This window comes from Comamonas aquatica NBRC 14918 (genome assembly GCF_000739875.1).
Classification (GTDB): domain Bacteria; phylum Pseudomonadota; class Gammaproteobacteria; order Burkholderiales; family Burkholderiaceae_C; genus Comamonas; species Comamonas aquatica.
This window is the reverse complement of record NZ_BBJR01000037.1, coordinates 61,454-87,463: the sequence shown is the minus strand read 5'-3', so window position 1 is coordinate 87,463 and position 26,010 is coordinate 61,454. Positions and strand designations below refer to the sequence as shown.

The 26,010-nt window shown below is 68.0% G+C and carries 28 protein-coding genes and 1 pseudogene; 10 read left to right on the top strand and 19 right to left on the bottom strand.

The genetic code is table 11. The features are described 5' to 3' along the window. Positions 1-101: 101 nt before the first annotated feature. From CA2_RS07245 to CA2_RS07210, 9 genes and pseudogenes are all read right to left on the bottom strand, one after another. A complete protein-coding gene (locus CA2_RS07245; protein ID WP_042414559.1) occupies positions 102-743 on the bottom strand; it encodes a 2-hydroxychromene-2-carboxylate isomerase in 642 nt (213 codons plus the stop codon). Between the two features lie 21 nt (positions 744-764). Further along, positions 765-1,046, bottom strand: a complete 282-nt coding sequence (locus CA2_RS18815; RefSeq protein ID WP_369441183.1) for a DUF1289 domain-containing protein — start codon at positions 1,044-1,046, stop codon at positions 765-767. Next, positions 1,047-1,538: pseudogene (locus CA2_RS18810) on the bottom strand (YbaK/EbsC family protein); the annotation flags it as partial. Continuing rightward, on the bottom strand, positions 1,539-2,468 hold the full coding sequence (locus tag CA2_RS07235) for a hydroxymethylglutaryl-CoA lyase (RefSeq protein ID WP_042414552.1): 930 nt from the start codon (positions 2,466-2,468) through the stop codon (positions 1,539-1,541). Positions 2,469-2,501: 33 nt separating this feature from the next. Next, positions 2,502-3,422, bottom strand: a complete 921-nt coding sequence (locus tag CA2_RS07230; protein ID WP_042414550.1) for a 2-hydroxyacid dehydrogenase — start codon at positions 3,420-3,422, stop codon at positions 2,502-2,504. Between the two features lie 261 nt (positions 3,423-3,683). Then, positions 3,684-5,693 carry an acetyl-CoA carboxylase biotin carboxylase subunit gene (locus CA2_RS07225; RefSeq protein ID WP_042414548.1) on the bottom strand — a complete coding sequence of 670 codons (2,010 nt, stop codon included), beginning with the start codon at positions 5,691-5,693 and terminating at the stop codon, positions 3,684-3,686. 59 nt (positions 5,694-5,752) lie between these two features. Next, entirely contained in the window at positions 5,753-6,523 is a 771-nt protein-coding gene (locus CA2_RS07220) for a DUF4126 domain-containing protein (protein ID WP_042414546.1), read from the bottom strand. A gap of 28 nt (positions 6,524-6,551) precedes the next feature. Continuing rightward, a complete protein-coding gene (locus CA2_RS07215; protein ID WP_042414544.1) occupies positions 6,552-7,334 on the bottom strand; it encodes an enoyl-CoA hydratase/isomerase family protein in 783 nt (260 codons plus the stop codon). Between the two features lie 30 nt (positions 7,335-7,364). Next, on the bottom strand, positions 7,365-8,972 hold the full coding sequence (locus CA2_RS07210; protein ID WP_042414542.1) for a carboxyl transferase domain-containing protein: 1,608 nt from the start codon (positions 8,970-8,972) through the stop codon (positions 7,365-7,367). Positions 8,973-9,070: 98 nt separating this feature from the next. Between CA2_RS07210 and CA2_RS07205 the strand changes: the two genes are divergently transcribed. From CA2_RS07205 to CA2_RS17950, 5 genes are all read left to right on the top strand, one after another. Then, the gene (locus CA2_RS07205; protein ID WP_042414539.1) at positions 9,071-10,795 is read left to right on the top strand and encodes a Na+/H+ antiporter; all 1,725 of its coding nucleotides are present in this window, start codon (positions 9,071-9,073) and stop codon (positions 10,793-10,795) included. A gap of 151 nt (positions 10,796-10,946) precedes the next feature. Then, a complete protein-coding gene (locus tag CA2_RS07200) occupies positions 10,947-11,990 on the top strand; it encodes an AraC family transcriptional regulator (protein WP_042414535.1) in 1,044 nt (347 codons plus the stop codon). A 117-nt stretch (positions 11,991-12,107) separates the two neighbouring features. Beyond that, a complete protein-coding gene (locus CA2_RS07195) occupies positions 12,108-13,064 on the top strand; it encodes a cation diffusion facilitator family transporter (protein ID WP_042414532.1) in 957 nt (318 codons plus the stop codon). Between the two features lie 59 nt (positions 13,065-13,123). Beyond that, positions 13,124-14,533 carry an ATP-dependent RNA helicase DbpA gene (dbpA, locus tag CA2_RS07190; RefSeq protein ID WP_042414524.1) on the top strand — a complete coding sequence of 470 codons (1,410 nt, stop codon included), beginning with the start codon at positions 13,124-13,126 and terminating at the stop codon, positions 14,531-14,533. Between the two features lie 444 nt (positions 14,534-14,977). After that, complete coding sequence (locus CA2_RS17950; RefSeq protein WP_156105980.1) at positions 14,978-15,679, top strand: hypothetical protein; 702 nt, start codon at positions 14,978-14,980, stop codon at positions 15,677-15,679. A 743-nt stretch (positions 15,680-16,422) separates the two neighbouring features. On the opposite strand, the gene CA2_RS07185 is transcribed toward CA2_RS17950, so the two are convergent. From CA2_RS07185 to CA2_RS07150, 9 genes are all read right to left on the bottom strand, one after another. Then, positions 16,423-16,917, bottom strand: coding sequence for a GlcG/HbpS family heme-binding protein (locus tag CA2_RS07185; RefSeq protein ID WP_154165088.1), 495 nt, complete (start codon positions 16,915-16,917; stop codon positions 16,423-16,425). A gap of 128 nt (positions 16,918-17,045) precedes the next feature. Then, positions 17,046-17,696: a response regulator transcription factor gene (locus CA2_RS07180; protein ID WP_042414521.1), complete on the bottom strand. Its 651-nt coding sequence runs from the start codon at positions 17,694-17,696 to the stop codon at positions 17,046-17,048. Next, positions 17,683-17,901, bottom strand: a complete 219-nt coding sequence (locus CA2_RS18805) for an ATP-binding protein (protein WP_369441180.1) — start codon at positions 17,899-17,901, stop codon at positions 17,683-17,685. Before CA2_RS18805 ends, CA2_RS07180 begins: the two co-directional genes overlap by 14 nt. Beyond that, on the bottom strand, positions 17,805-18,611 hold the full coding sequence (locus tag CA2_RS18800; protein ID WP_369441179.1) for a sensor histidine kinase: 807 nt from the start codon (positions 18,609-18,611) through the stop codon (positions 17,805-17,807). Before CA2_RS18800 ends, CA2_RS18805 begins: the two co-directional genes overlap by 97 nt. 617 nt (positions 18,612-19,228) lie before the next feature. After that, positions 19,229-20,008: a sulfite exporter TauE/SafE family protein gene (locus CA2_RS07170; protein WP_042414518.1), complete on the bottom strand. Its 780-nt coding sequence runs from the start codon at positions 20,006-20,008 to the stop codon at positions 19,229-19,231. Between the two features lie 158 nt (positions 20,009-20,166). Then, a complete protein-coding gene (locus tag CA2_RS07165) occupies positions 20,167-20,475 on the bottom strand; it encodes a hypothetical protein (protein WP_042414515.1) in 309 nt (102 codons plus the stop codon). Next, positions 20,472-21,674, bottom strand: a complete 1,203-nt coding sequence (locus CA2_RS07160; protein ID WP_042414512.1) for an MFS transporter — start codon at positions 21,672-21,674, stop codon at positions 20,472-20,474. The genes CA2_RS07165 and CA2_RS07160 overlap by 4 nt, the downstream gene beginning before the upstream one ends. Positions 21,675-21,708: 34 nt before the next feature. Beyond that, entirely contained in the window at positions 21,709-22,068 is a 360-nt protein-coding gene (locus CA2_RS07155) for a carboxymuconolactone decarboxylase family protein (RefSeq protein ID WP_042414509.1), read from the bottom strand. Positions 22,069-22,107: 39 nt separating this feature from the next. Beyond that, positions 22,108-23,013 (bottom strand): MBL fold metallo-hydrolase, encoded by a 906-nt coding sequence (locus CA2_RS07150; RefSeq protein ID WP_042414505.1) that lies wholly within the window; start codon positions 23,011-23,013, stop codon positions 22,108-22,110. 230 nt (positions 23,014-23,243) lie between these two features. Between CA2_RS07150 and CA2_RS07145 the strand changes: the two genes are divergently transcribed. The 5 genes from CA2_RS07145 to CA2_RS07125 all read left to right on the top strand — a co-directional run bounded on the left by CA2_RS07145 (position 23,244) and on the right by CA2_RS07125 (position 25,455). Beyond that, positions 23,244-23,441 carry a YgaP family membrane protein gene (locus CA2_RS07145; RefSeq protein WP_042414634.1) on the top strand — a complete coding sequence of 66 codons (198 nt, stop codon included), beginning with the start codon at positions 23,244-23,246 and terminating at the stop codon, positions 23,439-23,441. A gap of 105 nt (positions 23,442-23,546) precedes the next feature. Further along, positions 23,547-23,894 (top strand): ArsR/SmtB family transcription factor, encoded by a 348-nt coding sequence (locus CA2_RS07140; protein ID WP_042414502.1) that lies wholly within the window; start codon positions 23,547-23,549, stop codon positions 23,892-23,894. Continuing rightward, a complete protein-coding gene (locus CA2_RS07135; protein WP_042414499.1) occupies positions 23,891-24,337 on the top strand; it encodes a YeeE/YedE family protein in 447 nt (148 codons plus the stop codon). The genes CA2_RS07140 and CA2_RS07135 overlap by 4 nt, the downstream gene beginning before the upstream one ends. A 3-nt stretch (positions 24,338-24,340) precedes the next feature. Beyond that, positions 24,341-24,760 carry a YeeE/YedE family protein gene (locus CA2_RS07130; RefSeq protein ID WP_042414496.1) on the top strand — a complete coding sequence of 140 codons (420 nt, stop codon included), beginning with the start codon at positions 24,341-24,343 and terminating at the stop codon, positions 24,758-24,760. A gap of 98 nt (positions 24,761-24,858) precedes the next feature. Next, complete coding sequence (locus tag CA2_RS07125) at positions 24,859-25,455, top strand: DUF599 family protein (RefSeq protein WP_052369861.1); 597 nt, start codon at positions 24,859-24,861, stop codon at positions 25,453-25,455. A 93-nt stretch (positions 25,456-25,548) separates the two neighbouring features. Here the strand turns inward: CA2_RS07125 and ybeY are convergent, their stop codons facing one another. Then, complete coding sequence (gene ybeY, locus CA2_RS07120; protein ID WP_042414493.1) at positions 25,549-26,010, bottom strand: rRNA maturation RNase YbeY; 462 nt, start codon at positions 26,008-26,010, stop codon at positions 25,549-25,551.

Sequence of the window (26,010 nt, the reverse complement as noted above, 5' to 3'; positions counted from 1 at the left end):
TCAAACTGACGCACTTCTGACAAATTCAGGTCAAACCCGCGCAGTCTGTTTCGGGATGTGACATCGCCGGAAATTCCTACCGGGGAAGGCGGTGCTTGAAATCAGGCCAAACCCGAGGGAGTGGCATCGGCATTTACCCAGCCCTCGGTTTGGAACCAGGGGTGCCCATCCAGGTAGTCGCGCAGCATCGGCAGGCTGTCGAGCCCCCAGAAATTCTGCCCGTCCACGGTGAAGGCGGGCACGCCAAATACGCCCAGGGCCGCGGCCGCTTCGGTGTTGTTGCGCAGCAGGGGCTTGGTGGCCTCGGTGGCATCGGCGGCGGCGATGAAACGCGGCTGCAGTTCGGCCTGCAGGGCCTGCAGCCGCGCGGGGGCCAAAGCATCCTTGCCGCCCTGCCAGACGTGGCGGAAGATGGTCTCCGCCACATAGCGGTTGATGCTGCCGTCGTGGCTGGTTTGCAGTGCCAGGCGCAGCAGGGGCAGGGGGTTGAATGGGTGCTTAGCCGGCATCTGCAGCGGAATCTGCAGGTGCTGCCCCAGCCACACGGCGTGCTGGTAGGTCCACACCCGCTTGGCAGGGATGCCGGCCGGCCCCGGGTTGTGGTGCTGCTGCAGCAAGGCGCCCAGCAGGACCGGGCGGTACTCCACGTGGCAGTGCAGGCCCGCCAGGGTGTGGGGCAACTGCTGGAAGGCCAGCCATGCGTAGGGCGAGACAAAGTCCAGGTGCATGGTGATGTGGCGCATGTCGCTTGCCTTTCCAGGGGGTTAAGAAGCCGGCCCGCAGCGTTGCTGGATCTGCTGCCAGATGTGGCGCTTGGCCGTGGCATCGGCCTTGCCCCAGCAGCGTAATTCATCCAGGGTGCGCAGGCAGCCCACGCAGTACTGGCGGTCTGCATCCATACGACAGACGGAGATGCAGGGCGAGGGCGGAGCCTCGGCGGCCGAGGGCTGCAGGCTGCCTTGGGCCAGCAGGGTCTGCAACTTGTGCCGCAAGGCGTCGGGCACAGGCGGGATGGCGCAGGCGACAGGCGCTGCCTCCGTGTCCATCCGCTGCGCAATGTCGACCACCGGGGCCTGGGCCAGGGCGCGCAGGGCCTCCATGTTCAGGGCAAACACCGCATGCGGGTGACCGGCCGCTGCCCACAGCACGTCAAAGCGTTGCAGGCTGCGGTCGATCAAGGTCACGGGCGCGTGGGCGTGTGCCACCGGGCTGACGCCGCCGATGGAGAAACCGGTCCGGTCCTTGACGAAGTCGGCATCCGCGCGGCCGATCTTGCCGACCAGGGCGGCCACCTTTTTTTCATCCACGCGGCGATCCCCGGCCGCCACCACCAGCACCGAGGCGCCGTCTTCCTTGCGCTTGAAGATCACGCTCTTGGCCACCTGGCCGACGGCGATCCCCAACTGGTCGGCCGCTTCCTGCGCGGTGCGGGCCGCGCCCTCCAGCATCTGGGGCGAGTGGGGATGACCGACTTGCTGCAGGTAGCGCGCCACGCGCTGCACGCCTTCGGGCAGGGGATGCAATTCAGAACCGCACATTCACACCGCCTCGCAGGCCGCGCTGCTGGCGCGTTTGGCCAGGATCGCTTTGGCCACGCGCGATTGCGTGGGGCGGCCCAGGTGATCGCTGATGAACTGGCCGGCATCGATCAGCTGGTCCAGGTCGATGCCGGTGTCGATACCCATGCCGTGCAGCATGTAGACCACGTCCTCGGTCGCCACATTGCCCGTCGCCCCCTTGGCGTAGGGGCAGCCGCCCAGCCCGGCCACCGAGGTGTCGAACTGCCACACGCCCATTGCCAGGGCCGCCAGGGTGTTGGACAGGGCCTGGCCGTAGGTGTCGTGGAAATGGCCGGAGATGTCATTCAGGTCGAAGTGCTGCAGCGTGGCCTCGATGGCCTTGCGCACCTTGATGGGCGTGCCCACGCCAATCGTGTCCGCCACGCCGATGTGCTGCACGCCAATGCCCTTCATCAGGCCGGCCAGGTAGGCCACGCGCTCGGGCGCCACCTCGCCTTCGTAGGGGCAGCCGACGGTGCAGCTCATGGCGCCGCGCACTTGGATGCCTGCCGCGCGGGCGGCGGCCACCACGGGGGCGAAGCGCTCGATGCTCTCGGCGATCGAGCAGTTGATGTTCTTCTGGCTGAAGGCCTCGCTGGCCGCGCCGAAGACCACGATCTCATCGGGGCGTGACAGCACGGCCGCTTCAAAGCCCTTCATGTTGGGCGTCAGCACCGAGTAGCGCACGTCGGCGCGGCGCTCGATGCCGGCCATGACCTCGGCGTTGTCGCCCATCTGGGGCACCCATTTGGGGGAGACGAAGCTGGTGACCTCGATCTCTTTCAGGCCGGCCGCCTGCAGGCGGTGCACCAGCTCGATCTTGACCGCGGCGGGCACGGGCTGCTTTTCGTTCTGCAGGCCGTCGCGGGGGCCGACATCGACCAGTTTGACGCGGGTAGGGTAGCTCATGGGGTGGTCCTTGTGGGTCTGTGAACGGTCGGGTCAATAACCGCGCCGGGGGTCGACCATGCCGACCACGGCCTCGCCGCGGCTCAGGGCGGCGACCTTGCCGACGATCTGGGCAATGCTGTCCTCGCGCAGGGTGCGTGCCGAGGTGTGGGGCGTCATGGTGATCTGCGGGATGGTCCAGAACGGGTGGCCGGCGGGCAGCGGTTCCTGGCGGAACACGTCCAGCATGGCACCGGCCACATGGCCTTGGGCGATCAGGGCCACCAGGTCCTCTTCCACCAGGTGGGCACCGCGCGCCACGTTGATCAGGTAGGCGCCGGGCAGCAGCTGCTGCAGCGTGTCGCGGCACAGGATGTTCTCGGTCTCGGGCGTCAGCGGCAGCAGGTTGACCAGCACGCGCGTGCCGCGCAGGAAGTCGTGGAAACCGGCCTCGCCGCTGAAGGTCTGCACACCGTCGATCTGCTTGGGGCTGCGGCTCCAGCCGCGCACGGGGAACTCGAACACGCGCAGTGCCTTGGCCACGCGCTCGCCCAGCACGCCCAGGCCCATCACGCCGACGGGGAAGTCGGAGCGCAGTTGGGGCTTGCGGAATTGCCACTGGCCCTGGCGCATGTCGGCCTCGTAGGCATCGAGTTCGCGGAAGTGGCGGATCACGGCCTGGGTCACGTACTCGGCCATCTGCACGGACATGCCGGCATCGTCCAGGCGCACCACCTGGGCCTGGGGGGGCAGGCGCAGCTTCAGCAGCGCGTCGACCCCGGCACCGATGTTGAACAAGGCCTTCAGCCCCGGCTGCTCGTCCAGGAACTGCTGGGGCGGGGCCCAGACCACGGCGTAGTCCGCCTGGGGCGCACCGGGCGCCCACACACTGATGTCGGCATGCGGCAAGGCGGCGCGCAGTCCTTCCAGCCAAGGTTCGGCCTTGGTACCCGTACAGCAAAAAGTCACTCGCATGGCGGCAAGGTTACAGGGTGGGCGATGGCCTGTCTGTCACGGGGACAGAGCTACTTTCAAAAAAGGAGCTGCTAGCGCAAGTAGTGCAAGCAATTCGTAGGCTTTCTCATTGGAAGATGGCGTACATCCTGCGCGGGCAGCTATGGGTTTGCGTGCAACCGAACGGGGCCTGCGGAGGGGGGGCGCGGAACGCAGCCGGCAGGGCGGTGGCCCCGCCCCACCCCCACCCCCGCCCACCGGCCGTTTGCGGCCGGCGCGCGTTCAGGCGGTCGCCTCGATGCGGATCAGCTCCGCGCCTTCGCTGACCTGGTCGCCGGGTGCGTACAGCAGCTCCTGCACCACGCCGTCGGCGGGCGCGGCGATGGTGTGCTCCATCTTCATGGCCTCCATCACCGCCAGCGGCTGGCCCTTGGTGACGGCATCGCCGGCCTGCACGGCAAACGACACCAGCTTGCCCGGCATGGGCGCGGTCAGGCGGCCGCCTTCGGCGCCGTGCTCGCCGGCGTGGGCCAGCGGGTCGGGCAGCTCCAGCACGGCCGCGCCCTGGGGCGTGAAGATGTGGCGCACCTCGCCCTGCACATGCACCTGGGCGGTGCTGCGCAGGCCGGCAAACTGCACCAGCAGGCCGTCGCCCTGGGGCTGCCAGTCCAGGCGGCCTGTGGTGTCCCCCACCTGCAGCTGCAGCTGGCCGTCGTGGGCCGTGGTCAGGCTGGCGGCGACGGGCGTGCCGCCCTGCAGCAGCTGCAGCGGGCGGCGCGGGCTGCCGTGGCTGTGCCAGCCGTCGCGGCGGCTGAAGGGGTCGGCCGTCTGCAGCGCCTGTTCGGCCTGCAGCAGCTGGGCCACGGCGGCGGCCACGGCCAGGGCGGTGGGTACAGGCTGCTGGTCGAACAGTGCGGCCTTCTCGCGCTCGATCAGGGCCGTGTCCAGTTGGGCATTGGCAAAGGCGGTGCTGCGCACCACATGGCGCAGGAACTGCACGTTGGTGGCCAGGCCGACGATCTGCGTCTGCGCCAGGGCCGCATCCAGCCGCGCCAGGGCCTGGGCGCGCGTGTCGCCGCGCACGATGAGCTTGGCGATCATGCTGTCGTAGAAGGGGCTGATGGCATCGCCCTCGCGCACGCCGTCGTCCACGCGCACATCGCTGATGGCAAAACTGCTGCACGCCGGCTTGCGGTAGACCTGCAGCGTGCCGGTGGCGGGCAGAAAGCCGTTGTCGGGGTTCTCGGCGCAGATGCGGGCCTCGATGGCGTGGCCGATGATCTTCAGCTCGGACTGCTGCTTGGGCAGGGGCTGGCCGGCGGCCACGCGCAGCTGCCACTCCACCAGGTCTTCGCCGGTGATGGCCTCGGTCACGGGGTGTTCCACCTGCAGGCGGGTGTTCATCTCCATGAAGTAGAACTGCATGGCGTCCGGCGCGTCGTAGCCGCCGGGCTGCTCGACGATGAATTCCACCGTGCCCGCGCCCACGTAGTGCACCGCCTGGGCGGCGGCCACGGCGGCCGCGCCCATTTTCTGGCGCAGGGCTTCGGTCATGCCGGGGGCGGGGGCCTCTTCCAGCACCTTCTGGTGGCGGCGCTGCACGGAGCAGTCGCGCTCGAACAGGTAGACGCAGTTGCCCTGGGTGTCGCCAAACACCTGGATCTCGATGTGGCGCGGGCGCAGTACGTATTTCTCGACCAGCACGGCGTCGTTGCCGAAGCTGTTGATGGCCTCGCGCTGGCAACTGGCCAGGGCGGCGGCGAAGTCCTCGCGCCGCTCGACCAGGCGCATGCCCTTGCCGCCGCCGCCGGCGCTGGCCTTGATCAGCACCGGGTAGCCAATGCGGTCGGCCTCGCGCTGCAGCAACTCAGGATGCTGGTCGGCGCCGTGGTAGCCGGGCACCAGGGGCACGCCGGCCTTTTCCATCAGTTGCTTGGATTCGGCCTTCAGGCCCATGGCGCGGATGGCGCTGGCGGGCGGGCCGATGAAGACCAGGCCGGCGGCCTGGCAGGCCTGGGCGAAGTCTTCGTTCTCGCTCAGGAAGCCATAGCCGGGGTGGATGGCCTGTGCGCCGGTGGCCTGGGCGGCTTGCAGGATGCGCTCCCAGCGCAGGTAGCTGTCCTTGGGCGCGCTGCCGCCGATGTGCACGGCCTCGTCGCAGGCGGCCACGTGCTTGGCCTGGGCGTCGGCGTCGGAATACACGGCCACGGTCTGGATGCCCAGGCGGCGGGCGGTGGCAGCCACGCGGCAGGCGATTTCGCCGCGGTTGGCAATCAAAATTTTGGTGAACATGCCTTGTCTCCGTTTGAAGTGTTTTGAGGCTCTAGCGCTTATTGGGTAAACGTTAGCAGCTATGTTTTTGGCAATTGCGGTGGTGCGGGTTCGGTCGCCCCCATCCAGCCTCTGAGCTTGCGCAGGGCGGTTTTGAGAAAGCGCCACAGCATCCAGGTGACGAGCCACATCAGCACCACCGTGACCGCCAGCACCGCGGCGAACACGGCCGGGTGGGCCAGTGCCAGCCAGACGGCGCCCACGGCGGCCGTGTCCTCGGCCAGGCTGGCGCCCAGGTTGCTGAAGGGTTCGGGGCTGGTGTTGATCACGGCGCGCGTGGTGGTCTTGGCGGCCTGGCTGGTGGCGGCCAGCGTGCCGCCCATCAGCGCTGCGGCCAGGGCCATGGTGGCGTGGTCGGCGCCGAACACACCGGCCGCCAGGGCCGCGCCGGCGGGCACGCGCAGCACGCTTTGCAGCAGGTCCCACAGCGAGTCCACGCCGGGGATCTTGTCGGCGAAAAACTCCACGTACAGCAGCCCGCCGCTGGCGAACAGCAGGGCCGGGTGCGCCAGCACCTGCAGGCTGCCGGGCAGCACCAGGGCGCCGGTGGCCCCCAGCAGGCCCACCAGGAACACCACCAGGTACAGCCGAAAGCCGCTGGCCCAGCCCAGGGCCGCCGCCAGGGCCAGCAGGCTGGCCATGTCCATGCTGCCGACGGCCTGGCCCACCTCGGCCGCTGCGGCGCTGGCGCTGTCCAGCACGGCCCCGCCGGCCTGCTCCACCGCCGTGCGGTCGGGGTGCAGGCCCACGCGGTGCAGCCACTGCAGCAGGGTGTTCCAGAGGTCGTTCATGGGCGTTCAGCGTGGCGTGCGGTGGGGCTCAGGACAGCCAGGCCGGCTTGCGCTTGGCCAGGAAGGCCTGCACACCTTCCTTGCCCTCGGCGCTGGCGCGGATCTCGGCAATGCCTTCCACGGTGCGGGCGATCAGGGCCTCGTCAATGGCGTGGCCCGCCGTGTCCTGCACCAGCCGCTTGCAGGCGCGCACGGCGGCCGGGCTGGCCTGCAGCAGGTGCTTGAGCAGGCCGTCCACGGCGTCGTCCAGCGCCTCGGGGACGACCACCTGGTGCACGAAGCCGATGCGCAGAGCCTCGGCGGCGTCAAAGCGCTCGCCGGTCAGGAAGTAGCGCTGCCCGGCGCGGGCGCCCATGGCGCGCAGCACGTAGGGGGCGATGGTGGCGGGGATCAGGCCGATCTTGACCTCGCTGAGGCAGAAGTGGGCGCTGTCCACGCTGACGGCCATGTCGCAGGCCGCCACCAGGCCCAGGCCGCCGGCGTAGACATCGCCCTGCACGCGGGCGATGGTGGGGTGCGGGCAGGTGTAGATGGTGCGCAGCATCTGCGCCAGCTTGCCGGCATCGACCAGGTTCTCCTCGCGGCTGTAGTCGGCCATGCGGCGCATCCAGTTCAGGTTGGCGCCGGCGCAAAAGGCCGGGCCCTCGGCGGCCAGCACCACGGCACGCACGGCGGCGTGCTGGGCCACGGCCTCGAAGGCGGCGGTGATCTCGGCGATCACCTCGTCGCTGAAGGCGTTGCGGATCTCCGGCTGGCTCAGCGTGATGGTGGCCACACCGGCGTTGGTGGTCAGGGTGACGGGACGGGTCATGGGCGTGCTCCTGGCTGGGTCATCGGTCCATTACATGCGGAAGACACCGAACTTGGTGTCCTCCATCGGCGCATTGCGGCTGGCGGACAGGCCCAGGGCCAGCACGCGGCGCGTGTCGGCGGGGTCGATCACGCCGTCGTCCCACAGGCGGGCGCTGGCATAGTAGGGGTGGCCCTGGACTTCGTACTGCTCGCGGATCGGGGTCTTGAAGGCGTTCTCCTCCTCGGCGCTCCACTGGCCGCCGCGGGCCTCGATGCCGTCGCGCTTGACCGTGGCCAGCACGCTGGCGGCCTGCTCGCCGCCCATCACGCTGATGCGCGCGTTCGGCCACATCCACAAAAAGCGCGGGCTGAAGGCGCGGCCGCACATGCCGTAGTTGCCGGCACCAAAGCTGCCGCCGATGATGATGGTGAACTTGGGCACCGCCGCCGTGGCCACGGCCGTGACCAGCTTGGCGCCGTGGCGCGCAATGCCTTCGTTCTCGTACTTGCGCCCGACCATGAAGCCGGTGATGTTCTGCAGGAACACCAGGGGCACCTTGCGCTGGCAGCACAGCTCAATGAAGTGCGCACCCTTGACGGCCGATTCGCTGAACAGGATGCCGTTGTTGGCGATGATGCCCACCTGCATGCCTTCGATGCGCGCAAAGCCGCAGACCAGGGTGCTGCCAAAGCGCGCCTTGAACTCGTCGAACACGCTGCCATCGACGATGCGGGCAATGATCTCGCGCACGTCAAACGGCTTGCGCGTGTCGGTCGGGATCACGCCATACAGCTCTTGCGCATCAAAAAGCGGAGCTGCTGGCGCAGCATCGGCGGGCGCTGCAGGCTTGTTTTTATTCAAATTCTTCACCGCCGTGCGCGCCAGGGCCAGGGCGTGCAGGTCGTTGTCGGCCAGGTGGTCGGCCACGCCGGACAGGCGCGTGTGCACGTCGCCGCCGCCCAGGTCCTCGGCGCTGACCACCTCGCCCGTGGCCGCCTTTACCAGCGGCGGGCCGCCCAGGAAGATGGTGCCTTGGTTTTTGACGATGATGGACTCGTCGCTCATGGCCGGCACATAGGCACCACCGGCGGTGCAGCTGCCCATGACCACGGCGATCTGCGCAATGCCCTGGGCGCTGAGGTTGGCCTGGTTGTAGAAGATGCGGCCGAAGTGGTCGCGGTCGGGGAAGACGTCGTCCTGGTTGGGCAGGTTGGCACCGCCCGAGTCCACCAGGTAGATGCAGGGCAGGCGGTTCTGCTGGGCGATCTCCTGGGCACGCAGGTGCTTCTTCACCGTCATCGGGTAGTAGGTGCCGCCCTTCACCGTGGCGTCGTTGCACACGATCATGCAGTCCACGCCGCTGACGCGGCCGATGCCGGCGATCAGGCCCGCGCCCGGCGCGTCGTTGTGGTACATGTTGAGTGCCGCCAGGGGCGCCACTTCCAGGAACGGCGTGCCGGGGTCCAGCAGCATCTGCACGCGATCGCGCGGCAGCAGCTTGCCGCGTGCCACATGCTTGGCGCGCGCGGCCTCGCCGCCGCCCTGGGCGATCTGCTCACAACGTGCGCGCAAGTCATCGACCAGGGTCTGCATCGCGCGCGCATTGGCCTGGAAGTCGGCCGAGCGCGGGTTGAGTTGGCTGTTTAGAACGCCCATGTTGTCTCCTTGGTATCCCTAGGGTTATCCCGATGTTGATTCAGGGTTTTTGTGATCGTTTGCGACGGAAGCGCGCCAGCGACACCAGACAATGCCGCATGCACACCGTTGAAACCGTCCTGCTGGTGCTGATGTTGGGGGCGCTGACCGGCATCGCGGCCCGTTACGTTCGCGCCATTCCGCTGCCCCTGATCCAGATCGCCCTGGGTGCCCTGATTGCCTGGCCCCAGCGCGGCCTGCACATCGCCTTCGACCCGGAACTGTTTCTGCTGCTGTTCATCCCGCCGCTGCTGTTTGCCGACGGCTGGCGCATCCCCAAACGCGAATTCTTTGCCCTGGCGCGCCCCATCCTGCTGCTGGCCTTCGGCCTGGTGCTGATCACCGTGCTGGGCCTGGGCTACCTGATCCACTGGATGATTCCGGCCATGCCGCTGACCGTGGCCTTCGCCCTGGCGGCCGTGGTCTCGCCCACCGACGCGGTGGCCGTCTCGGCCATCACGCGCAACCTGGGCATGCCGCACAAGACCATGCACATGCTGGAGGGCGAGTCGCTGCTGAACGACGCCTCGGGCCTGGTGGCTGTCAAGTTCGCCGTACTGGCCACGTTGACCGGCGTGTTCTCGTGGAGCAATGTCGCCAAGGACTTCACCTGGATGGCCGTGGGCGGCCTGGGCATCGGAGCGCTGCTGGGCTGGGGCTTCAGCTATGCGCGCGATGCCATCACGCGCCGCGTGGGCGACGTGGCCGCCACGCAGATGGTGCTGCTGCTGGTGCTGCTGCCGTTTGCGGCCTATATCGTGGGTGAAAAGATCGGCGTGTCCGGCATCCTGGCGGCCGTGGCCGCCGGCGTGGCCACCAATTTCGCCGACCTGGACCGCAGCAATTTCATCTCGGAGCGCTTGCAGACCGAAGGCACCTGGAACATGGTGGAAGCCGCCTTCAACGGCGCCATCTTCCTGCTGCTGGGTCTGCAGTTGCCGTCCATCATCGGCGTCACGCTGATGGATGCCGGCCACGAAGGCTGGAAGCTGGTGGGCTATGTGGCCGTGATCTCGATCGCGCTGCTGCTGGTGCGCTGGGCGTGGATCACGCTGGGCGTGCACGGCGCGCTGCGCAAGGCCCACCGCGAAGGCAAGATGGCCGAAAAGCCCTCGCACCTGCTGAACCTGGCGACCACCATGGCCGGCATCCGCGGCGCCGTCACCCTGGCGGCGGCGCTGTCCATTCCCGTGCACCTGCACAACGGGCGCCCGTTTCCCGAGCGCGACCTGCTGATCTTCCTGGCCACTGGCGTGATCCTGTTCACCCTGGTGCTGGGCGCCATCGCCCTGCCGCTGATCCTGCGCCGCATGCCGCCGCACGAGGACACGGAAGCCCAGCTGGAGGAACGTGTCGCGCGCACCGTGGCCTGCAAGGCGGCGATCGCCAGCCTGACGCTGACCGAAGAGGACATGCAGCAGCACGACGAGCAGTGGGTGGCCCAGTACCAGGAGGTGGTGGGCCGCATCACGCAGGAATACCGCAACCGCATCCACCTGCTGGACGACAGCTCGGGCGTGGCCACGTCCACCGAGGCGCAGCGCGACACCCCCGAGATGGTGCACGAGCGCCGCCAGCGCCTGGTCAAGGAAATGGAGCTGCGCGTGCGCTGCATCCAGGTGGAGCGCGACGCCCTGTACGCCGAACGGCAGGCGCACCGCATCAACGACGAAGCCCTGCGCGCCATGGTCAGTGAACTGGACATGGCCGAGGTGTCGCTGCGCAAACGCCTGGCCGTGGCCTGCCGCGCCGCAGGCCTGAAGCCGGGCAAGACCACCGCCTGAGGCGGCGGGCAGGGCAGGGGGGCGGTGGCGCATGGGCGTGAACGTCTCCGTCGGGTGGGGCCGGGCGCGGCGTGCGGCCCGGCAGGGCATGCTGCAAGCCTAGGGCGAATCACGATACAGATGTGGTCACGGAGGTTGCAATAATGGCCATATGACCACCCCCGCCCTGGTGCCGGCCGCCGCCGGCCAGCACCCCGCTTTCACACCGATCGCCTTTGTACGCTGCGTGGCACAGGCCTATGCGCAGCGTGGGATGGAGGTGGGGTTGGCCTTGCAGCAGGCGCAAATTGCGCCAGCGCTGCTGGCCGATGACCAGGCCCGCATCACCGCCTTGCAGATGGAGCTGCTGTGCGCCCACGCCATGCGCGAGCTGGACGACGAGGGCCTGGGCTGGTTCCAGCGCCGCCTGCCCTGGGGCAGCTACGGCTTGCTGGCGCGCGCCAGCATCAGCAGCCCCTCGCTGGGGCTGGCCGTGGCGCGCTGGTGCCGCCACCACGGCCTGCTGACGGACGACCTGGCGCTGGCGCTGCAGGTCGACGGCCCGCTGGCCACCATCCGCGTGCAGGCGCGGCGCGACCTGGGCGCGATGCAGGAGTTCTGCCTGCTGTCCGTGCTGCGCAACCTGCACGGTTTTGCCAGCTGGCTGGTGGACACGCGCCTGCCGCTGCGCCAGGCCAGTTTTCCCTTCCCGGCGCCCGCCCACCAGGCGGTCTATGGCCGGCTGTTCGACGCGCCGGTGCGCTTTGGCGCCGCCGCTGCCAGCCTGGAGCTGGACGCCCACTGGCTGCAGCTGCCCCTGGTGCGCGACGAGGCCGCGCTCAACACCATGCTGCAGCGCGCCCTGCCGCTGCAGGTGCGCCCCTACAAGCCGGCCCAGCCCCTGGTGCAGCGCGTGCGCCAGGCCCTGGCCGCCCACCCGCAGTGCAGCCACACGGCGGCCACGCTGTGCGCCGAGCTGCACCTGGCGCCGCGCAGCCTGCACCGGCAGTTGCAGGCGCACGGCACCAGCCTGCAGGCGCTCAAGGACGCGGTGCGCCGCGACCGCGCCCTGCACCTGCTGCAGCGCACCGACACCCCCCTCAAGCGCGTTGCCCAGGCCTGCGGCTTTGCGGGCGAGAAAAGCTTCATCCGCGCCTTCCACCAGTGGACCGGGCAGGCCCCGGGTGCCTACCGCCAGGCCCAGCGCGGACGCTGAACCACGCCGGCGGGCGTTTTGTGCCACACTGCAGGCAGTGTTGAAAAAAACGATAGCTGTCAGCGCTTGATATATAAGGGCTGAGAGCCAAAATCATTCTCAATTACAGAGGCTGACATGGCAGAGCAGACACCCGCACGCACTTCGGACTGGATGAGGCCGCACAGCCTGTTGCGCATCTCCATCTCCATCGCCGTGGCCGTGGTCACCATCGTGCTGAAGATGCTGGCCTGGCTGCTGACCGGCTCGGTGGGCCTGCTGTCCGATGCGCTGGAATCCTTCGTCAACCTGGCCGGCGCCACCTTCGCGCTGGCCATGGTGACCATCGCCCAGCGCCCGGCCGACGACGACCACCCCTATGGCCACCACAAGGCGGAGTACTTCTCGGCCGGCTTCGAGGGGCTGCTGGTGATTGGCGCCAGCCTGGCCATCATCTGGGTCAGCGTGGCCCGCTGGCTGGACCCCCAGCCGCTGCAGCGCCTGGACTGGGGCCTGGGCCTGTCGCTGGCCAGCACCGTGCTCAACGGCGCGCTGGCCTGGCTGATGTTTCGCAGCGCCCGCACCTACCGCTCGATGGCGCTGGAAGGCGATGCCCGCCACCTGATGACCGATGTCTACACCTCGGTGGGCGTGGTGCTGGGCCTGGGGCTGGCCCACCTCAGCGGCTGGTGGTGGCTGGACCCGCTGGCCGGCGTGGTCGTGGCGCTGAACATCCTGTGGCACGGCGCCGTGCTGGTCTGGCGTGCCGCCCAGGGCCTGATGGACGTGGCCATGGACCCCGAACAGCTGCTGCAGGTCGAGACCGTGCTGCACGCCCAGGTGCAGGCCGCCCAGGCCCAGACCGGCGTGGCCCTGGTCTTCGACAGCCTGCGCACGCGCCAGGCCGGTGGCCACAGCTTCATCGACCTGCACCTGCACCTGCCCGGCGACTGGAGCCTGGCCCAGGCCGCCGACTGGCGCCACCGCACCGAGGCCGCGTTGATGGCCGCCATCCCCAGCGTGCAGGTGCACATCGAGCTGCTGCCGCAAGGCGCCGTCACCGTGCTGGAGCGCCAGACCGGCCACAGGGCCTGACGCCGGGGTATTGCGCCCCGCCGCACGGCCGGTGGGTGCGTCCCCGGATAATTCGGGCCATGACTACCTCGCCCAGCGCCGCCGGCGCAGCCGCATCCACGGCGTTCTCTTCCCTGTCGCTCCACCCCGCCACCCTGCAGAACCTGCAGCAGCTGGGCTATGAGCAGATGACGCCCATCCAGGCCGCCAGCCTGCCGCTGACGCTGCGCGGGCAGGACCTGATCGCCCAGGCCAGCACCGGCAGCGGCAAGACCGCCGCCTTCGGCCTGCCCCTGCTGGAGCGACTGAACCAGCGCTGGTTCGCCGTGCAAGGCCTGGTGCTGTGCCCCACGCGCGAGCTGGCCGACCAGGTGGCCACCGAAATCCGCCGCCTGGCGCGCGCCCAGGAAAACATCAAGGTCGTCACCGTCTATGGCGGCGTGCCCTCGCGCAACCAGATCGCCAGCCTGGAGAACGGCGCCCACATCGTCGTCGGCACGCCCGGCCGCGTGATGGACCTGATCGAGCGCGGCGCGCTGGACATCTCCAAGCTGCAGACCCTGGTGCTGGACGAAGCCGATCGCATGCTGGACATGGGCTTTTACGCCGACATCGTCACCGTGGTCGAGCAATGCCCCGCGCAGCGCCAGACCCTGCTGTTCTCGGCCACCTATCCCGAAGGCATTGCCCAGCTGGCGCAGCGCTTCATGCGCGAGCCCCAGATGGTCCAGGTCGCCGCCCAGCACAGCGCGCACAAGATCGCCCAGCGCTGGTACGAAGTGCCCGCCCGGCACAAGCTCGACGTGGTCGTGCAGATGCTGGCGCACTTCCGCCCCGAATCCACCATCGCCTTCTGCAACACCAAGCAGCAGTGCCGCGAAGCCGTCGCCGCCCTGCAGGCCCAGGGCATCAGCGCCCTGGCCCTGTTCGGCGAGCTGGAACAGCGCGAGCGCGACGAGGTGCTGGTGCAGTTTGCCAACCGCAGCTGCAGCGTGCTGGTCGCCACCGACGTGGCCGCGCGCGGCCTGGACATCGCCAACCTGTCGGCGGTGATCAACATCGACGTCACGCCCGACCCCGAGGTCCACATCCACCGCATCGGCCGCACCGGCCGCGGCGATGCCGAGGGCCTGGCCCTGCACCTGGTGGACATGGAGGAGATGGTGCACGTCGCCAAGATCGAACAGCTGCAGGGCCGCGCCTCGGAATGGTTCGACGTGGCCGAGCTGACGCCCGCCCCCGGCGGCGCCCTGCTGCCCCCCATGATGACCATCCAGCTCATCGGCGGGCGCAAGGAAAAGATCCGCGCCGGTGACGTGATGGGCGCCATGTGCGCCGACTTTGGCTACACGCGCGAGCAGATCGGCAAGATCAGCGTGAACGACTTCTCCACCTATGTGGCGGTGGACCGCCGGATTGCGGCGGAGGCCTGCGCCAAGCTGAACAATGGGCGGGTGAAGGGCAAGAGCGTGAGAGCGCGCGTGTTGTAAACATCTTTTCAGCGTGCGGCTGGCAGTTGCTAGCTGTTGCTGATGCCCAAGGCTGCTGGTCGCAAGACTGGCGGCCTTTTTTGTTTGTGGGTGTTGGGTGGCGCTAGCGCTTATGCAGCAAGCGCTGGCAGCTATGATTTATTCTTTTTGTCTTGTGCTGGTTGTGGCACTTATGTCCGAGGCCGGGAGTCGCCCGGCGGCGACCCGATTTCTTTTGTCTTGCCAAAAGAAACCGGGGAAAGAAAAGGCGCGCCTTGCAGGCGGCTGGTCCGGCAGAACTCACTGCGCGCCTGCAGCGCTCCGTTCAAACAGCCGCCGGAAATATGAGGGACTTCAACAATATGTGGGCGCGACGCTTGCGGACATTAGTGGCTCTAATGTGCTGTGAAGGTAATAATTGAAAATTTATCGCCCAAACCGCCTTGTGTTTTCAGGAGGAGATCCATGGATGCATCTGAAGCCTGCGTCGAAGAACTACTAAAAAATATGGGTTTCAAAAGCGTTGTTTACGAGCCTGATGGAAATGTACCTCCAGATTTCCTGGTAGATGATCGAATTGCAATTGAGGTTCGTCGTTTGAATCAGAACTACGGTGTGAGGAGCAGAAAACGTGGGTTAGAAGAAGATTCCATATCTTTATGGCAAAGGCTAGAAAAACTTGGGCACTCGTTCGGATCTGCCTCAGATGAAAGCTGGTTTTTATTCTGTCAATTTAGTCGACCAATAAAGCCTTGGAAAAAAATAGAACCAAAACTGCGCGCAGCGCTTAAATCCTTCAAAACACAGTCTGTACGTAGTAGTGGAAGAGTCTTTACAGACGAGAACTTTGAGGTTGATGTGTTTAGGTCATCAGAGTCACTCGAACACTACTTTCATATGGGTGGTAGTAGCGATCTGCAGGCGGGAGGGTTTGTTGTTGCAGAGATGCTTACCAACATTGAACACTGTGCTAGCGAGAAGTTGGTGAAAATTTCTCGTGTTAGAAGCAAATACCCTGAGTGGTGGTTGGTGCTCACTGATCACATTGGCTTTGGGCTTAATGAACGCGATAAAAAGCAACTTTTGGCCTATGCCACACGTCCAGCTGGGTGGGACAGAGTCATCGTGGTTAGCCCAAGTGATTCAGGTAGGTGGTTCGATTTTTGAAATTGATTGATGGTTTAAAGTTAACCATTAAAAACTTATTTGCCCAGTGCCGAGGAGATTAGATCTCGCTTTTTTGATTATTTTCCTTATGCCGGCAAGAAGCGTAAGGCCCCGCCAGTGGCAGTCCTGCTAGCAAAGGTCAAAACAATAAACAAAGCCAAATTGACCTCTAGCGCTTATCCAGTAAGCGCAAGCAGCTCACATTTATGACCAATATTGAGACAGTTGCACAAACAGGCCCCAGGCAGGCCCGGCGTCTTTACCGCATGCCCTTCTACCCGTGCCGAGGCGCGCAGAGCGCAGGGTGGGCATGTGTGCCAAGTGGCACACATGCTTCGTGGTCTGACTGGCCGCAGCTGTTTGAACGGAGCGGCACAGCCGCGCAGTGAGTTCTGCGGCCCCTCCCTGTGATCGAGCACCGCAGGTTGCCCGCTTGGGATTTGCGCAGCAAAGCCCAAAGGGACACGGGTAGCAGGGTGCTCTTTCCTTTGCTTACTTTCCTTTGAGCAAGCAAAGGAAAGTAAGTCGCCGCCGCGCGACAAGCGGCCAGCAAAATTCAAAACAAAGCCAAATTGGCCTCTAGCGCTTATCCATCAAGCGCAAACAGCTCACACAGCACCACAAAAATCCAAGCCCAATCCGCCCCAAACGCAGATACAGCAAGCGCCAGCCACTCTGCTTTCAGGAGTGCTGGCGCTGTACGTGCCACGGACCGGTGCCAGTGGCGCGGAGGAGGTCTGGAATTACTTCAGCAGGTCCTGCACCTGGCCCAGGGCGGTCTGTGCGCACTGGTCATCCAGGTGGCCGCCGGGCGCACCGCCGATGCCCACGGCACCGATGACTTCGTTGCCGGCCTTGACGGGCAGACCGCCGCCCAGCAGCAGGTAGCCGGGGATGTTCACCAGGTTGGCGGCGCCAGGGTTCTTCTGGGCGCCTTCCATGATGGCCAGGGTGCTGTTCTTGGCCGAGGCGGCGGTGTAGGCCTTCAGTCGGCTGGCTTCCAGGGTGTGGGGGCCGGCGTTGTCGGCCCGCTGCACGGCGCGCACGGTGCCGGCGCGGTCGACCACGGTGGCGGTCACGGCGTAGCCGTTGGCGGCGCAGGCCGCGACGCTGCGTGCGGCGATCTGGTTGGCCAGTTCCAGCGACATGTTCTTTTCGGTGCGGACGGCCTGGGCCTGGGCGGCGGTGCCCAGCAGGCACAGGGCGATGGCGAGGGCGGGGGTGGCGATGCGGGACATGGTGGTGCTTTCTACAGAGGGTTCGGGGGCGCAGGCCGGGTGCAGCGCCTGGGAGGTACTGTAGAGAGAGCGCGCGCGGCGCACCATGCGGGCGGCTACGCGCGCGATTGCGTAGAACTACGGAGGGCTCAGGCTGCGGGGGCGCCGCCGCGGTCGTCGGCCAGCGTGGCGTAGCGGCGGATCAGCCAGGCCAGCGAGGGCGCTTCCAGCTTGCTGAACAGGTTGGCGCGGTGGGTTTCCACGGTGCGCGGCGACAGGTCCAGCGCGCGGCCGATTTCCTTGTTGGTCAGGCCCTGCACGATCAGGGCCAGCACCTCGCGCTCGCGCGGTGAGAGCTGGGCGTAGCGCTGCTGGGCATCGCGGTCGGCCTGGGTCTGGGCGCGCAGGCGCACATGCTGGCGCACGGCGGCCTGCAGGGCCTCCAGCAGGACTTCGTCGTCCACAGGCTTTTCCAGGAACTCGGTGGCCCCGTTCTTGAAGGCGCGGCGGCACATGTCCACCGTGCCGTGGCCGGTGAGGATGAGGATGGGCTGGTCCACGCCCTGTTCCATCAGCTGGCCCAGCAGCGTCAGGCCGCCGACGCCGGGCATGCGCACGTCGAGCACGATGGCGCCGATGGCCTGGCGGTCGAACTGGGCGGCGAAGGCCAGCGGGTCGGCCCAGGTCTGCACGCGCAGGCCGACGGTGCCGATCAGTAGCGACAGGCTGTCGCGCACGGCCAGGTCGTCGTCCACCAGGTGGATCAGGGGGGATTGCTGCAGGAGGTCAGGGCTGGGCATGCTCGGCGGGGAGGGGCAGGGTCAGTTCAAAGCAGGCGCCGCGCAGCGCCGGCCGTTCGATGAGGCGCAGGTGGCCGCCCAGGGATTCGGCCAGGCTTTCGCTGAGCGTCAGCCCCAGACCCAGGCCCTGGCTGCGCGTGGTGGCAAACGGGGTGAACAGCCGGTCGCGCACCTCGGGGGCGATGCCGGGGCCGTTGTCCTGCACGCGCAGCTGCACCCAAGCGCCGGCGCGTGTCTGCGCGATCTCCAGCCGCCGCTCGGGGGGGGCAGGGCCTCCATGGCCTGCAGAGCGTTGAGCAGCAGGTTGTGCAGGATCTGCTGCAGCGCGATCGGGTCGCTGTGCAGCGGCGGCAGCGGCGCGGGCACGGTCTGCAGCACCTGCACCTGGCGCTGGCGCAGCTCGGGCTCCAGCAGGTGCAGGGCGTCGTTGATCAGCGCCTGCAGCGCCACGGCCTGGGTCGCCGTCACGGTGTCGGGGCGTTCCACCAGCCGGCGCAGGCGGCCCACCACGGCGGAGGCACGCTTGGCCTGTTCGGCGGCCTGGCCCATGGCCTGGCGCGCGGCGTCCACATCGGGTTCGTGGTCGTCCAGCAGGCGGCGGGCGGCCTGGCTGCTGGAGAGGATGGCGGTCAGCGGCTGGTTCAGCTCGTGCGCCAGGCCGGCGGCCAGCTCGCCCAGGGTGTTCAGGCGGGCCACATGGCCGTGCTGCAGCAGTTGCTCCGCGCGCAGGCGCGCCGTGCGCTGCTGCCAGGCGGCGCGCAGGCCGGCCAGCCCCAGGGCGCAGACCAGGGCCCAGGCCAGCATGGGCCCCCACGGCAGCAGGCGGGGGTGCAGCTTGTAGCGTTCGTGCAGGTCCAGCACCTGGCTGGGCGAGGCCAGGGTCTTGGTCTGCGTCCAGGCCCAGCCGGGGGGCATCGGCCTCGGGGGCGCCGGGCTGCAGCAGCAATTGCGTGTCGCCCTGCGTCAGCCAGATGCGGACCGGGCTGTGGCTGGGCGGGTAGGGCCATTCCTCGGTGGGCACGGCGGCGCGCAGGTCCAGCGCCAGGGCATAGCTGGCTGGCTGGCCGGCCTGCACGACAAACAGCGTGCCGGCGGCCAGCCGGCTGGCGTCCATGTGGGCGTGGCCGCTGCGGCGCGACTGCTGCTCCAGCGCGTACAGGGTGGACGGCCAGTGCGCGGGCCAGGGCTGGTCGGCACGGCGCTGGGCAATGCCCAGGATCTGCGGGTACAGGCGCGCCAGGTCGCTGGCGGTGGCGTTCGCACTGGCGTCGGGTGACAGCTGGGGTTGCAGCAGGGCCAGCGTGGCCAGGATGGCATCGTGCTGCACCAGCTGCTGGCTCAGCAGCCGGTGGGCGATGCGGGCATTGGTCTGGAAACCCTCGTTCAGCGCCTGCAGGCGCTGCTGCGCCAGCCAGCCGGCGCCACCGCCGGCGGCGATGATCCAGGCCAGCAGCCATCCCAACCAGGGTGTCGTCCAGTGCATGGCGCGGATTGTGGCATTCCCGGCGGCGCTTGCGGGCCAGCGCCGGGTTTCAGCCCTTGGCGAAGAACAGCCCGGCCATCACCAGGCCGGTGGCCACGATGCCCCAACGCAGCACCGGCGCCGGAATCTTGCGGGCCACGCGCGCGCCGCCATAGCCGCCGGCGGTGGCCGCGACCATCATCACCAGGGCCTGTGGCCATTCGACGATGCCGCCCGCAGCGTAAATGCCCACGGCAATCGCGGTCAGCAGGGCCGAGACCAGGTTCTTCATGCCGTTCATGGCGTTCAGCTGGGTCTGGCCCAGCAGGCTGAACAGCGCCAGGCACAGGATCCCCAGGCCGCCGTTGAAGTAGCCGCCGTAGACGGCCACGGCCAGCATGCCCAGCGTGGCCTTGGTGGTGCTGGCGGGGGCGTCGGGGTGGGTGCTGCGCGAGGCCCAGGCGCGGATCTGCGGGCCGAAGGCGAACAGGGCGGTGGCGCCCAGCAGCAGCCAGGGCACGACCTTGCGGAAGGTGGCGTCGGGGGTGACCAGCAGCAGGGCCGCACCGCCGGCGCCACCGATCAGCGCCAGGGCGATGGATTTGCCCAGGGTCAGCCCCGGGGGCGCGGCCATGTCTTCGCGAAAGCCCCAGGCGCTGGCCGCGTAGCCGGGCAACAGGGCCACGGTGCCGGTGGCATTCGCTACCACGGGTGGCACGCCGGTGAAGACCAGGGCCGGCAGGGTCAGAAAGCTGCCACCGCCAGCGACGGCGTTGAGGGCGCCGGCCACAAAGGCGGCCGCCAGCAGCAAGGCGATGTGGGCCCAGGGGCCAATGCCCAGAATGTCCATGCGTGTCTCCCGAATGTTGTTGTGATGGGGGTGCGCGCACCGTGCTGGTGCAGCCATGGAGCGATCTTAGTGGCTGGCCCAGGCCGCCGGCATGTGCAAAACGCAAAGCACCTTGGACCTGTGCCCGCCTAGTGCGCCGGGGGGCGGGGCGTGGCGCCTCAGGCGCGGATGTAGGTCCAGCCTTCGGTCTGCAGGCGTGCCAGGGCCAGGATGGCGGGGCCGTCCAGCACCTGCAGGGGCGCGCGGGCCGGGCGCTGCAGCTGGGCCAGGGAATTGGGGCACAGCCAGGTCAGGGCGTCGGCTGGTTCGTGCGGGCTGTCCAGCGCTGCGGCCACGGCCGCCGCGTTGGCGATGATGCGCACTGTGCAGTGGGGGTCGCCCTTGCGGGCGTTGACGGCGTTCATGCGGGCGCGTTGCAGGCCTTCGGCGTCGGGGGCGTGCAGCAGGATCTGGAGGGTGGTGGTCATACGGCGGTGGGGGTGGCGGCGCGCTGGCGCCAGGCTTGGGCGGCCAGCATCAGCAGCACGGCCGCCACCAGGGGCAGCATGCCGGCATTGATGGCGTCCCAGCCCGCAGTGTGCAGCAAACGGCCCGAGCCGAACGAGGCCAGGGCCACGGTGCCGAACACCAAGAAGTCGTTCAGCGCCTGGACCTTGGCGCGCTCGGTCGGGCGGTAGCTTTCGGTCAGCAGCGCGGTGGCGCCGATGAAGCTGAAGTTCCAGCCCACGCCCAGCAGGATCAGCGCGCCCCAGAAGTGCAGCAGCTCCAGCCCCATCAGGGCGATCACGCCAGAGGCGCCCGTCAGCAGCAGGCCCAGCGCCGTGACCGGCAGCTTGCCCCAGCGTGCCATCAGGCGGCCGGTGACAAAGCTGGGGGCGAACATGGCCAGCACATGCCACTGCACGCCCAGGGCGGCCTCGCCCACGCTGAAGCCGCAGCCCACCATGGCCATGGGGGTGGCGGTCATCAGAAACGCCATCAGCCCGTAGCTGACCACGCCGGCCGTGCAGGCCACGATGAACTGCGGTGTGCGCACGATGGCCCCCAGCGGCCGTGCCGGGCCGCTGACGCTGGCCTGGGTGGGTGGGGGCAGGCGCAGGGCCAGCAGCAGGGGCAGGGCCAGCAGCGCCAGGGCCGCCTGGCCGTAGAAGCTGCCGGCAAACGGTGTCATGGGCAGGGCGTCACGCGTCCAGATCACCAGCTGCGGGCCGATGACGGCGGCAATCAGCCCGCCGAGCATCACGCGCGAGATGGCGCGCGCCTGCAGCCCCGGATCACCCACCGCATCGATGGCCGCAAAGCGGTAGCTTTGCACGCAGGCGGCGTAGAAACCGGCCAGGGCTGTGCCCAGGCAGAACAGCACAAAGTCCTGCTGGGCAATGCCCTGCGCGGCGATCAGGCCCGACAGCACGCCCAGCACCGCACCCAGCACATAGGCCGGGCGGCGGCCATGGCGCTGCATGACCCAGGCGGCCGGCAGCGTCGACAGCGCCAGGCCCAGCTGGTAGAGGCTGACTGGCAGCGTGGCGGCCGTGGGGTCGGCGGACAGCTGCTGCCCCACCAGCCCGCCGAGCGAGATGATGATCGGGGGCGAGGCGCCCCCCAGGGACTGGGCAGCGAACAGCAGGTGCAGCGCACGCGGGCTGGCGGGGGCAGGTGCGGACATGGCAGGCAGGCGAAGAGGGGCAAAGTGGCGCGGGTCAGGCCTGCAGGGTGGTTGCGGTCAGCTTGTCCCAGGCGTCCAGGGTTTCGGCAGCGTACATCAGTGCCGGGCCGCCGCCCATGTAAACGGCGATGCCCAGCATCTCTTCCAGTTCCTGGCGGGTGGCGCCCAGTTTCTGCAGCGCCTTGGTGTGAAAGCCGATGCAGCCCGAGCAGCGCTGCGTCACGCCAATCGCCAGGGCGATCAGTTCCTTGTGCTTGGCGCTGATGGCGCCCTCGGCCATGGAGGCCTGGGCCAGTTGGGCAAAGGCCTGCATGGTGCCGCTCTGGGACTGGCGGAAGGGGCGCAGGGCGTTGTTGATGTCGCGGGTCAGGTGCTGGTGGTCAAAGCTGCTCATGCTGGTCTCCTCGGTGGATGAAAGAAAAGGTGGTGGCACTCAGTCGGCGCGGGCTGGCTGCCAGACGCCGTCGGGCGCGGGCTGGTGCAGTGCAAAGGCATTGATCGGCACCTGCATGTAGGTGCGACCGTCCTCGGCCGCGGGTGGCAGCTTGCCGGCGCGCAGGTTGACCTGTACGGACGGCAGGATCAGCGTGGGCATGGCCAGCGTGGCATCGCGGGCGGTGCGCATGGCGACGAAATCGGCTTCGGTGACACCGTCGCACACATGGATGCTGCGCGCCTTCTGGTCGGCCACGGTGCAGGCCCAGGCCGGGGCACGGCCCTGGGGCGGGTAGTCGTGGCAGATGAACAGGCGCGTGGCGGGTGGCAGGGCCAGCAGGCGCTGGATGGAGTGGTACAGCTGCGCGGCATTCCCGCCCGGAAAGTCGGCACGCGCCGTGCCCACGTCGGGCAGGAACAGGGTGTCGCCGACGAAGACCGCGTCCTCGACCTGGTAGGCCATGTCGGCCGGTGTGTGGCCGGGCACGTGCAGGGCCGTGACCGTCAGGCCACCGACCTGGAAGCGCTCGCCGTCGGCCAGCAGGCGGTCGAACTGGCTGCCGTCGGGCAGGAAGCCGCGCTCGAAGTGGAAGATGCTGCGGAACATCTGCTGCACCGCGCGGATGTGCGTGCCGATGGCGATCTGCCCGCCCAGGTGGTGGCGGATGTGCTGCGCGCCCGAGAGGTGGTCGGCATGGGCGTGGGTTTCCAGGATCCACTGCACCTGCCAGCCATGGGCGCGCACGTAGTCGATGATGCGGTCGGACGAGGCGCTGGTCAGCGTGCCGGATTTGGGCTCGAAATCCAGCACCGGGTCGATCACCGCGACCTGGCCGCTGGCGGTGTCGGCCAGCACGTAGCTCACCGTGCCGGTGACGTCGTCGTAGAAGGGTTCGATGTGCATGGTGTGTCCTTTCAGGCGCCAATGCGGGGGAACAGTCGGGAAGCTGCTGTGGGCTGCATCAATTTACTTTTTAATATAATATATAAAAACAGATTGTGACGCACGCCTTTCTCTTTCTCTTTCTGGATGGCGAGGACTGGCAGGGTCAGCCCGGCGTGTCGTGACCACGGGCTGGCGCATGGGGCGCTGGCCGGATCTGGACAGTGTGGATCAACTGCAAGGAGAAGACCATGAAAGCAAATGTTGGCGGCATCGACCGCGTCCTGCGTATCCTGGTGGGGCTGGTGCTGATCGCCCTGGCCGCCACCGGCACGGTGGGTTGGTGGGGCTGGCTGGGCGTGGTGCCGCTGGCCACCGGGCTGCTGCGCTTTTGCCCGCTGTACCCGCTGCTGGGCATCAGCAGCTGCCCGCTGTCGTCGCGCAAGTAAGGCGCCGCGGCCGGACCGGGGGGCTTGGCCTTGTCGGGGGCAGCGCTTTGCGTTTTCCCCTAAGGTCAGGGCCCTGCCTTTTCGCCACCCACCGCATTTGTTGCCATGACCCAGCCATCTTCGACCGACACCCGTGCTGACACCCTGGACCTGGACGCCCTGCGCGCCCATGCGGACGAGGCCGTGGCCATGCTCAAGGTGCTGGGCAACCAGGACCGGCTGATGCTGCTGTGCCAGCTGACGCTGCAGGAGCGCACGGTGGGCGAGCTGGAGCAGCTCACCGGCATTCAGCAGCCCACGCTGTCGCAACAGCTGGGCGTGCTGCGGCGCGAAGGCCTGGTGACGACGCGCCGCGAAGGCAAATTCATCTGGTACCAGCTGGCCGATGCACGCGCCCTGCAACTGATGCAGGTGGTGCACCAGCTGTTTTGCAAGCAAGGAGAACCTGCATGAGCATTGCATGGGACCTGTTCACGCCCGGGGCCGCGCTGGCCGGCGGGCTGTTGATCGGCGCGGCCGCCGCGCTGATGGTGGTGTTGCTGGGCCGCGTCGCGGGCATCAGCGGCATCGTGGGCCAGCTGTTGCAGGCTGGCACCTGGCGCAGCGCGCCCCAATGGCGCTGGCGTGCGGCCTTCGTGGTCGGCCTGCTGGCGGCGCCCCTGTTGTGGCAGGGCTTTGCGCCGCTGCCGGCGATGCAGATGCCGGGCAATCCGCTGGTCATCATCGCCGCCGGCTTGCTGGTGGGCTTTGGCACCCGCCTGGGCTCGGGCTGCACCAGCGGCCACGGGGTCTGCGGGATTTCGCGTCTGTCGCTGCGTTCGCTGTCGGCGACGGTGGTGTTCATCGCCACCGGCGTGGCCACGGTGTTCGTGGTGCGCCATGTGCTGGGGGGCTGAACCATGATCGCATTTGTGGCATTGCTGGCAGGCCTGGTGTTCGGCCTGGGCCTGATCCTGTCGGGCATGGACAACCCGGCCAAGGTCCAGAATTTTCTGGATGTCTTCGGCACCTGGGACCCGTCGCTGGCCCTGGTCATGGCGGGCGCGATTGCGGTCGCCATCTTCGCCTTCACCTGGGCCAAGCGGCGCAAGACCTCGCTGCTGGGCGAGCCCATGCAGCTGCCCACGGCCACGGCCCTGGACGGCAAGCTGCTGACCGGTGCGGCGCTGTTCGGCATCGGTTGGGGGCTGGCCGGTTTTTGCCCGGGTCCGGCGCTGATGAACCTGAGCACCGGCCATGGCGAGGTCTGGCTGTTCGTCGCCGCGATGCTGGTGGGCATGCTGGCGCAGCACGCCTGGGCGAAGCGGGGTGGTTTTTAAAAAACCAGAGCGGCCCGCGCAGGTAGCGATTGGGCTGCAGGCCTTTTTCATGTGCAGAGGCCCGGTCTGGCACGGGACGGACGATGGAGTGAGCAGCCATGTATGAATACATCTGGCCCATGTGGGTCACCCTGGGACTGGCGCTGGCCTACTTTGCCAAGCAATGGCTGCGCCCGGCGCGTGCCACGCGCGTGCACGACCAGCTGCGCCAGGACTGGCTGCAGGCCATCTCGGACAGCAAGGGCACGGAAGTGCTGGGCGTGCAGACCATCCGCAACTCCCTGATGTCCTGCACCATGACGGCGACCACGGCCACGCTGGCGCTGATGGGCGGGGTCTCGCTGCTGCACAGCAGCTGGGCCGAGGCGGCGACCAACGGCCGTGCCGAGGTGCTGCAGCTGCACACCCTGGCGGTGCTGGTGCTGTTGGGCCTGTCCTTCATCAGCTCCATGCTGGCGGCGCGCCAGTGGCACCACGCCGGCTTTGTGGCCGGCATGCCCACGGACAGCCCGCTGCGCGCGCAGTGGCTGCCCCTGGGGCAGACCAGCCTGCGCCGTGCCGGGCATTTTTATGCGCTGGCGGTGCGCCTGCTGATGTGGTGCGTGCCGATGGTGCTGGTGGGCCTGCAGCCCTGGCTGGGACTGGTCAGCGCCGTGCTGCTGGTGGTGGTGCTGGCCACGGGCATCGACCGCTGAAGCCCCGCCCCCCAGGGGCCACAAAAAAAGGACGCCCTGTGGCGTCCTTTTTGCATGGGGGCTGCGTTGCGCGGGTGCCCGCGCGGGCGGGCCTCAGTCCTTGGCGTAGGGGTCGGCGTAGCCCAGTTCGGCCAGGATGTCGGTCTCGTAGGCCTCCATCTCGTCGGCGTCCTCCTCGCTGGTCTCGTGGTCCCAGCCCTGGGCGTGCAGGGTGCCGTGCACCAGCATGTGGGCGTAGTGCTCTTCCAGCGACTTGTTCTGCTCCTGGGCCTCGCGTTCGATCACCGGGCCGCAGATCACCAGGTCGGCCATCACCGTGGGGGCCTGCTGGTAGTCGAAGGTCAGCACGTTGGTGGCGTAGTCCTTCTTGCGGAACTGGGCGTTCAGCTGGCGGCCTTCGTCCTCGCCGACGATGCGCACGGCCATCTCCGCATCCACGGCCAGGGCGTGCTTGATCCACTTGGTGACGCGCGCGCGGGTCAGCAGGGCGCGGTGCGCGGCCAGGTTGTCGAACTGGCCGAATTGCAGGGAGAGGGACAGGTTGTTGAGTGCCAT

Bases quoted from the DNA above. Each gene is read 5' to 3' on its own strand.
- CA2_RS07245 (WP_042414559.1), bottom strand. From the start codon at position 743: ATGCGCCACATCACCATGCACCTGGACTTTGTCTCGCCCTACGCATGG.
- CA2_RS18815 (WP_369441183.1), bottom strand. From the start codon at position 1,046: ATGGACACGGAGGCAGCGCCTGTCGCCTGCGCCATCCCGCCTGTGCCC.
- CA2_RS07235 (WP_042414552.1), bottom strand. From the start codon at position 2,468: ATGAGCTACCCTACCCGCGTCAAACTGGTCGATGTCGGCCCCCGCGAC.
- CA2_RS07230 (WP_042414550.1), bottom strand. From the start codon at position 3,422: ATGCGAGTGACTTTTTGCTGTACGGGTACCAAGGCCGAACCTTGGCTG.
- CA2_RS07225 (WP_042414548.1), bottom strand. From the start codon at position 5,693: ATGTTCACCAAAATTTTGATTGCCAACCGCGGCGAAATCGCCTGCCGC.
- CA2_RS07220 (WP_042414546.1), bottom strand. From the start codon at position 6,523: ATGAACGACCTCTGGAACACCCTGCTGCAGTGGCTGCACCGCGTGGGC.
- CA2_RS07215 (WP_042414544.1), bottom strand. From the start codon at position 7,334: ATGACCCGTCCCGTCACCCTGACCACCAACGCCGGTGTGGCCACCATC.
- CA2_RS07210 (WP_042414542.1), bottom strand. From the start codon at position 8,972: ATGGGCGTTCTAAACAGCCAACTCAACCCGCGCTCGGCCGACTTCCAG.
- CA2_RS07205 (WP_042414539.1), top strand. From the start codon at position 9,071: ATGCACACCGTTGAAACCGTCCTGCTGGTGCTGATGTTGGGGGCGCTG.
- CA2_RS07200 (WP_042414535.1), top strand. From the start codon at position 10,947: ATGACCACCCCCGCCCTGGTGCCGGCCGCCGCCGGCCAGCACCCCGCT.
- CA2_RS07195 (WP_042414532.1), top strand. From the start codon at position 12,108: ATGGCAGAGCAGACACCCGCACGCACTTCGGACTGGATGAGGCCGCAC.
- dbpA (WP_042414524.1), top strand. From the start codon at position 13,124: ATGACTACCTCGCCCAGCGCCGCCGGCGCAGCCGCATCCACGGCGTTC.
- CA2_RS17950 (WP_156105980.1), top strand. From the start codon at position 14,978: ATGGATGCATCTGAAGCCTGCGTCGAAGAACTACTAAAAAATATGGGT.
- CA2_RS07185 (WP_154165088.1), bottom strand. From the start codon at position 16,917: ATGTCCCGCATCGCCACCCCCGCCCTCGCCATCGCCCTGTGCCTGCTG.
- CA2_RS07180 (WP_042414521.1), bottom strand. From the start codon at position 17,696: ATGCCCAGCCCTGACCTCCTGCAGCAATCCCCCCTGATCCACCTGGTG.
- CA2_RS18800 (WP_369441179.1), bottom strand. From the start codon at position 18,611: ATGCCCCCCGGCTGGGCCTGGACGCAGACCAAGACCCTGGCCTCGCCC.
- CA2_RS07170 (WP_042414518.1), bottom strand. From the start codon at position 20,008: ATGGACATTCTGGGCATTGGCCCCTGGGCCCACATCGCCTTGCTGCTG.
- CA2_RS07165 (WP_042414515.1), bottom strand. From the start codon at position 20,475: ATGACCACCACCCTCCAGATCCTGCTGCACGCCCCCGACGCCGAAGGC.
- CA2_RS07160 (WP_042414512.1), bottom strand. From the start codon at position 21,674: ATGTCCGCACCTGCCCCCGCCAGCCCGCGTGCGCTGCACCTGCTGTTC.
- CA2_RS07155 (WP_042414509.1), bottom strand. From the start codon at position 22,068: ATGAGCAGCTTTGACCACCAGCACCTGACCCGCGACATCAACAACGCC.
- CA2_RS07150 (WP_042414505.1), bottom strand. From the start codon at position 23,013: ATGCACATCGAACCCTTCTACGACGACGTCACCGGCACGGTGAGCTAC.
- CA2_RS07145 (WP_042414634.1), top strand. From the start codon at position 23,244: ATGAAAGCAAATGTTGGCGGCATCGACCGCGTCCTGCGTATCCTGGTG.
- CA2_RS07140 (WP_042414502.1), top strand. From the start codon at position 23,547: ATGACCCAGCCATCTTCGACCGACACCCGTGCTGACACCCTGGACCTG.
- CA2_RS07135 (WP_042414499.1), top strand. From the start codon at position 23,891: ATGAGCATTGCATGGGACCTGTTCACGCCCGGGGCCGCGCTGGCCGGC.
- CA2_RS07130 (WP_042414496.1), top strand. From the start codon at position 24,341: ATGATCGCATTTGTGGCATTGCTGGCAGGCCTGGTGTTCGGCCTGGGC.
- CA2_RS07125 (WP_052369861.1), top strand. From the start codon at position 24,859: ATGTATGAATACATCTGGCCCATGTGGGTCACCCTGGGACTGGCGCTG.
- ybeY (WP_042414493.1), bottom strand. From the start codon at position 26,010: ATGGCACTCAACAACCTGTCCCTCTCCCTGCAATTCGGCCAGTTCGAC.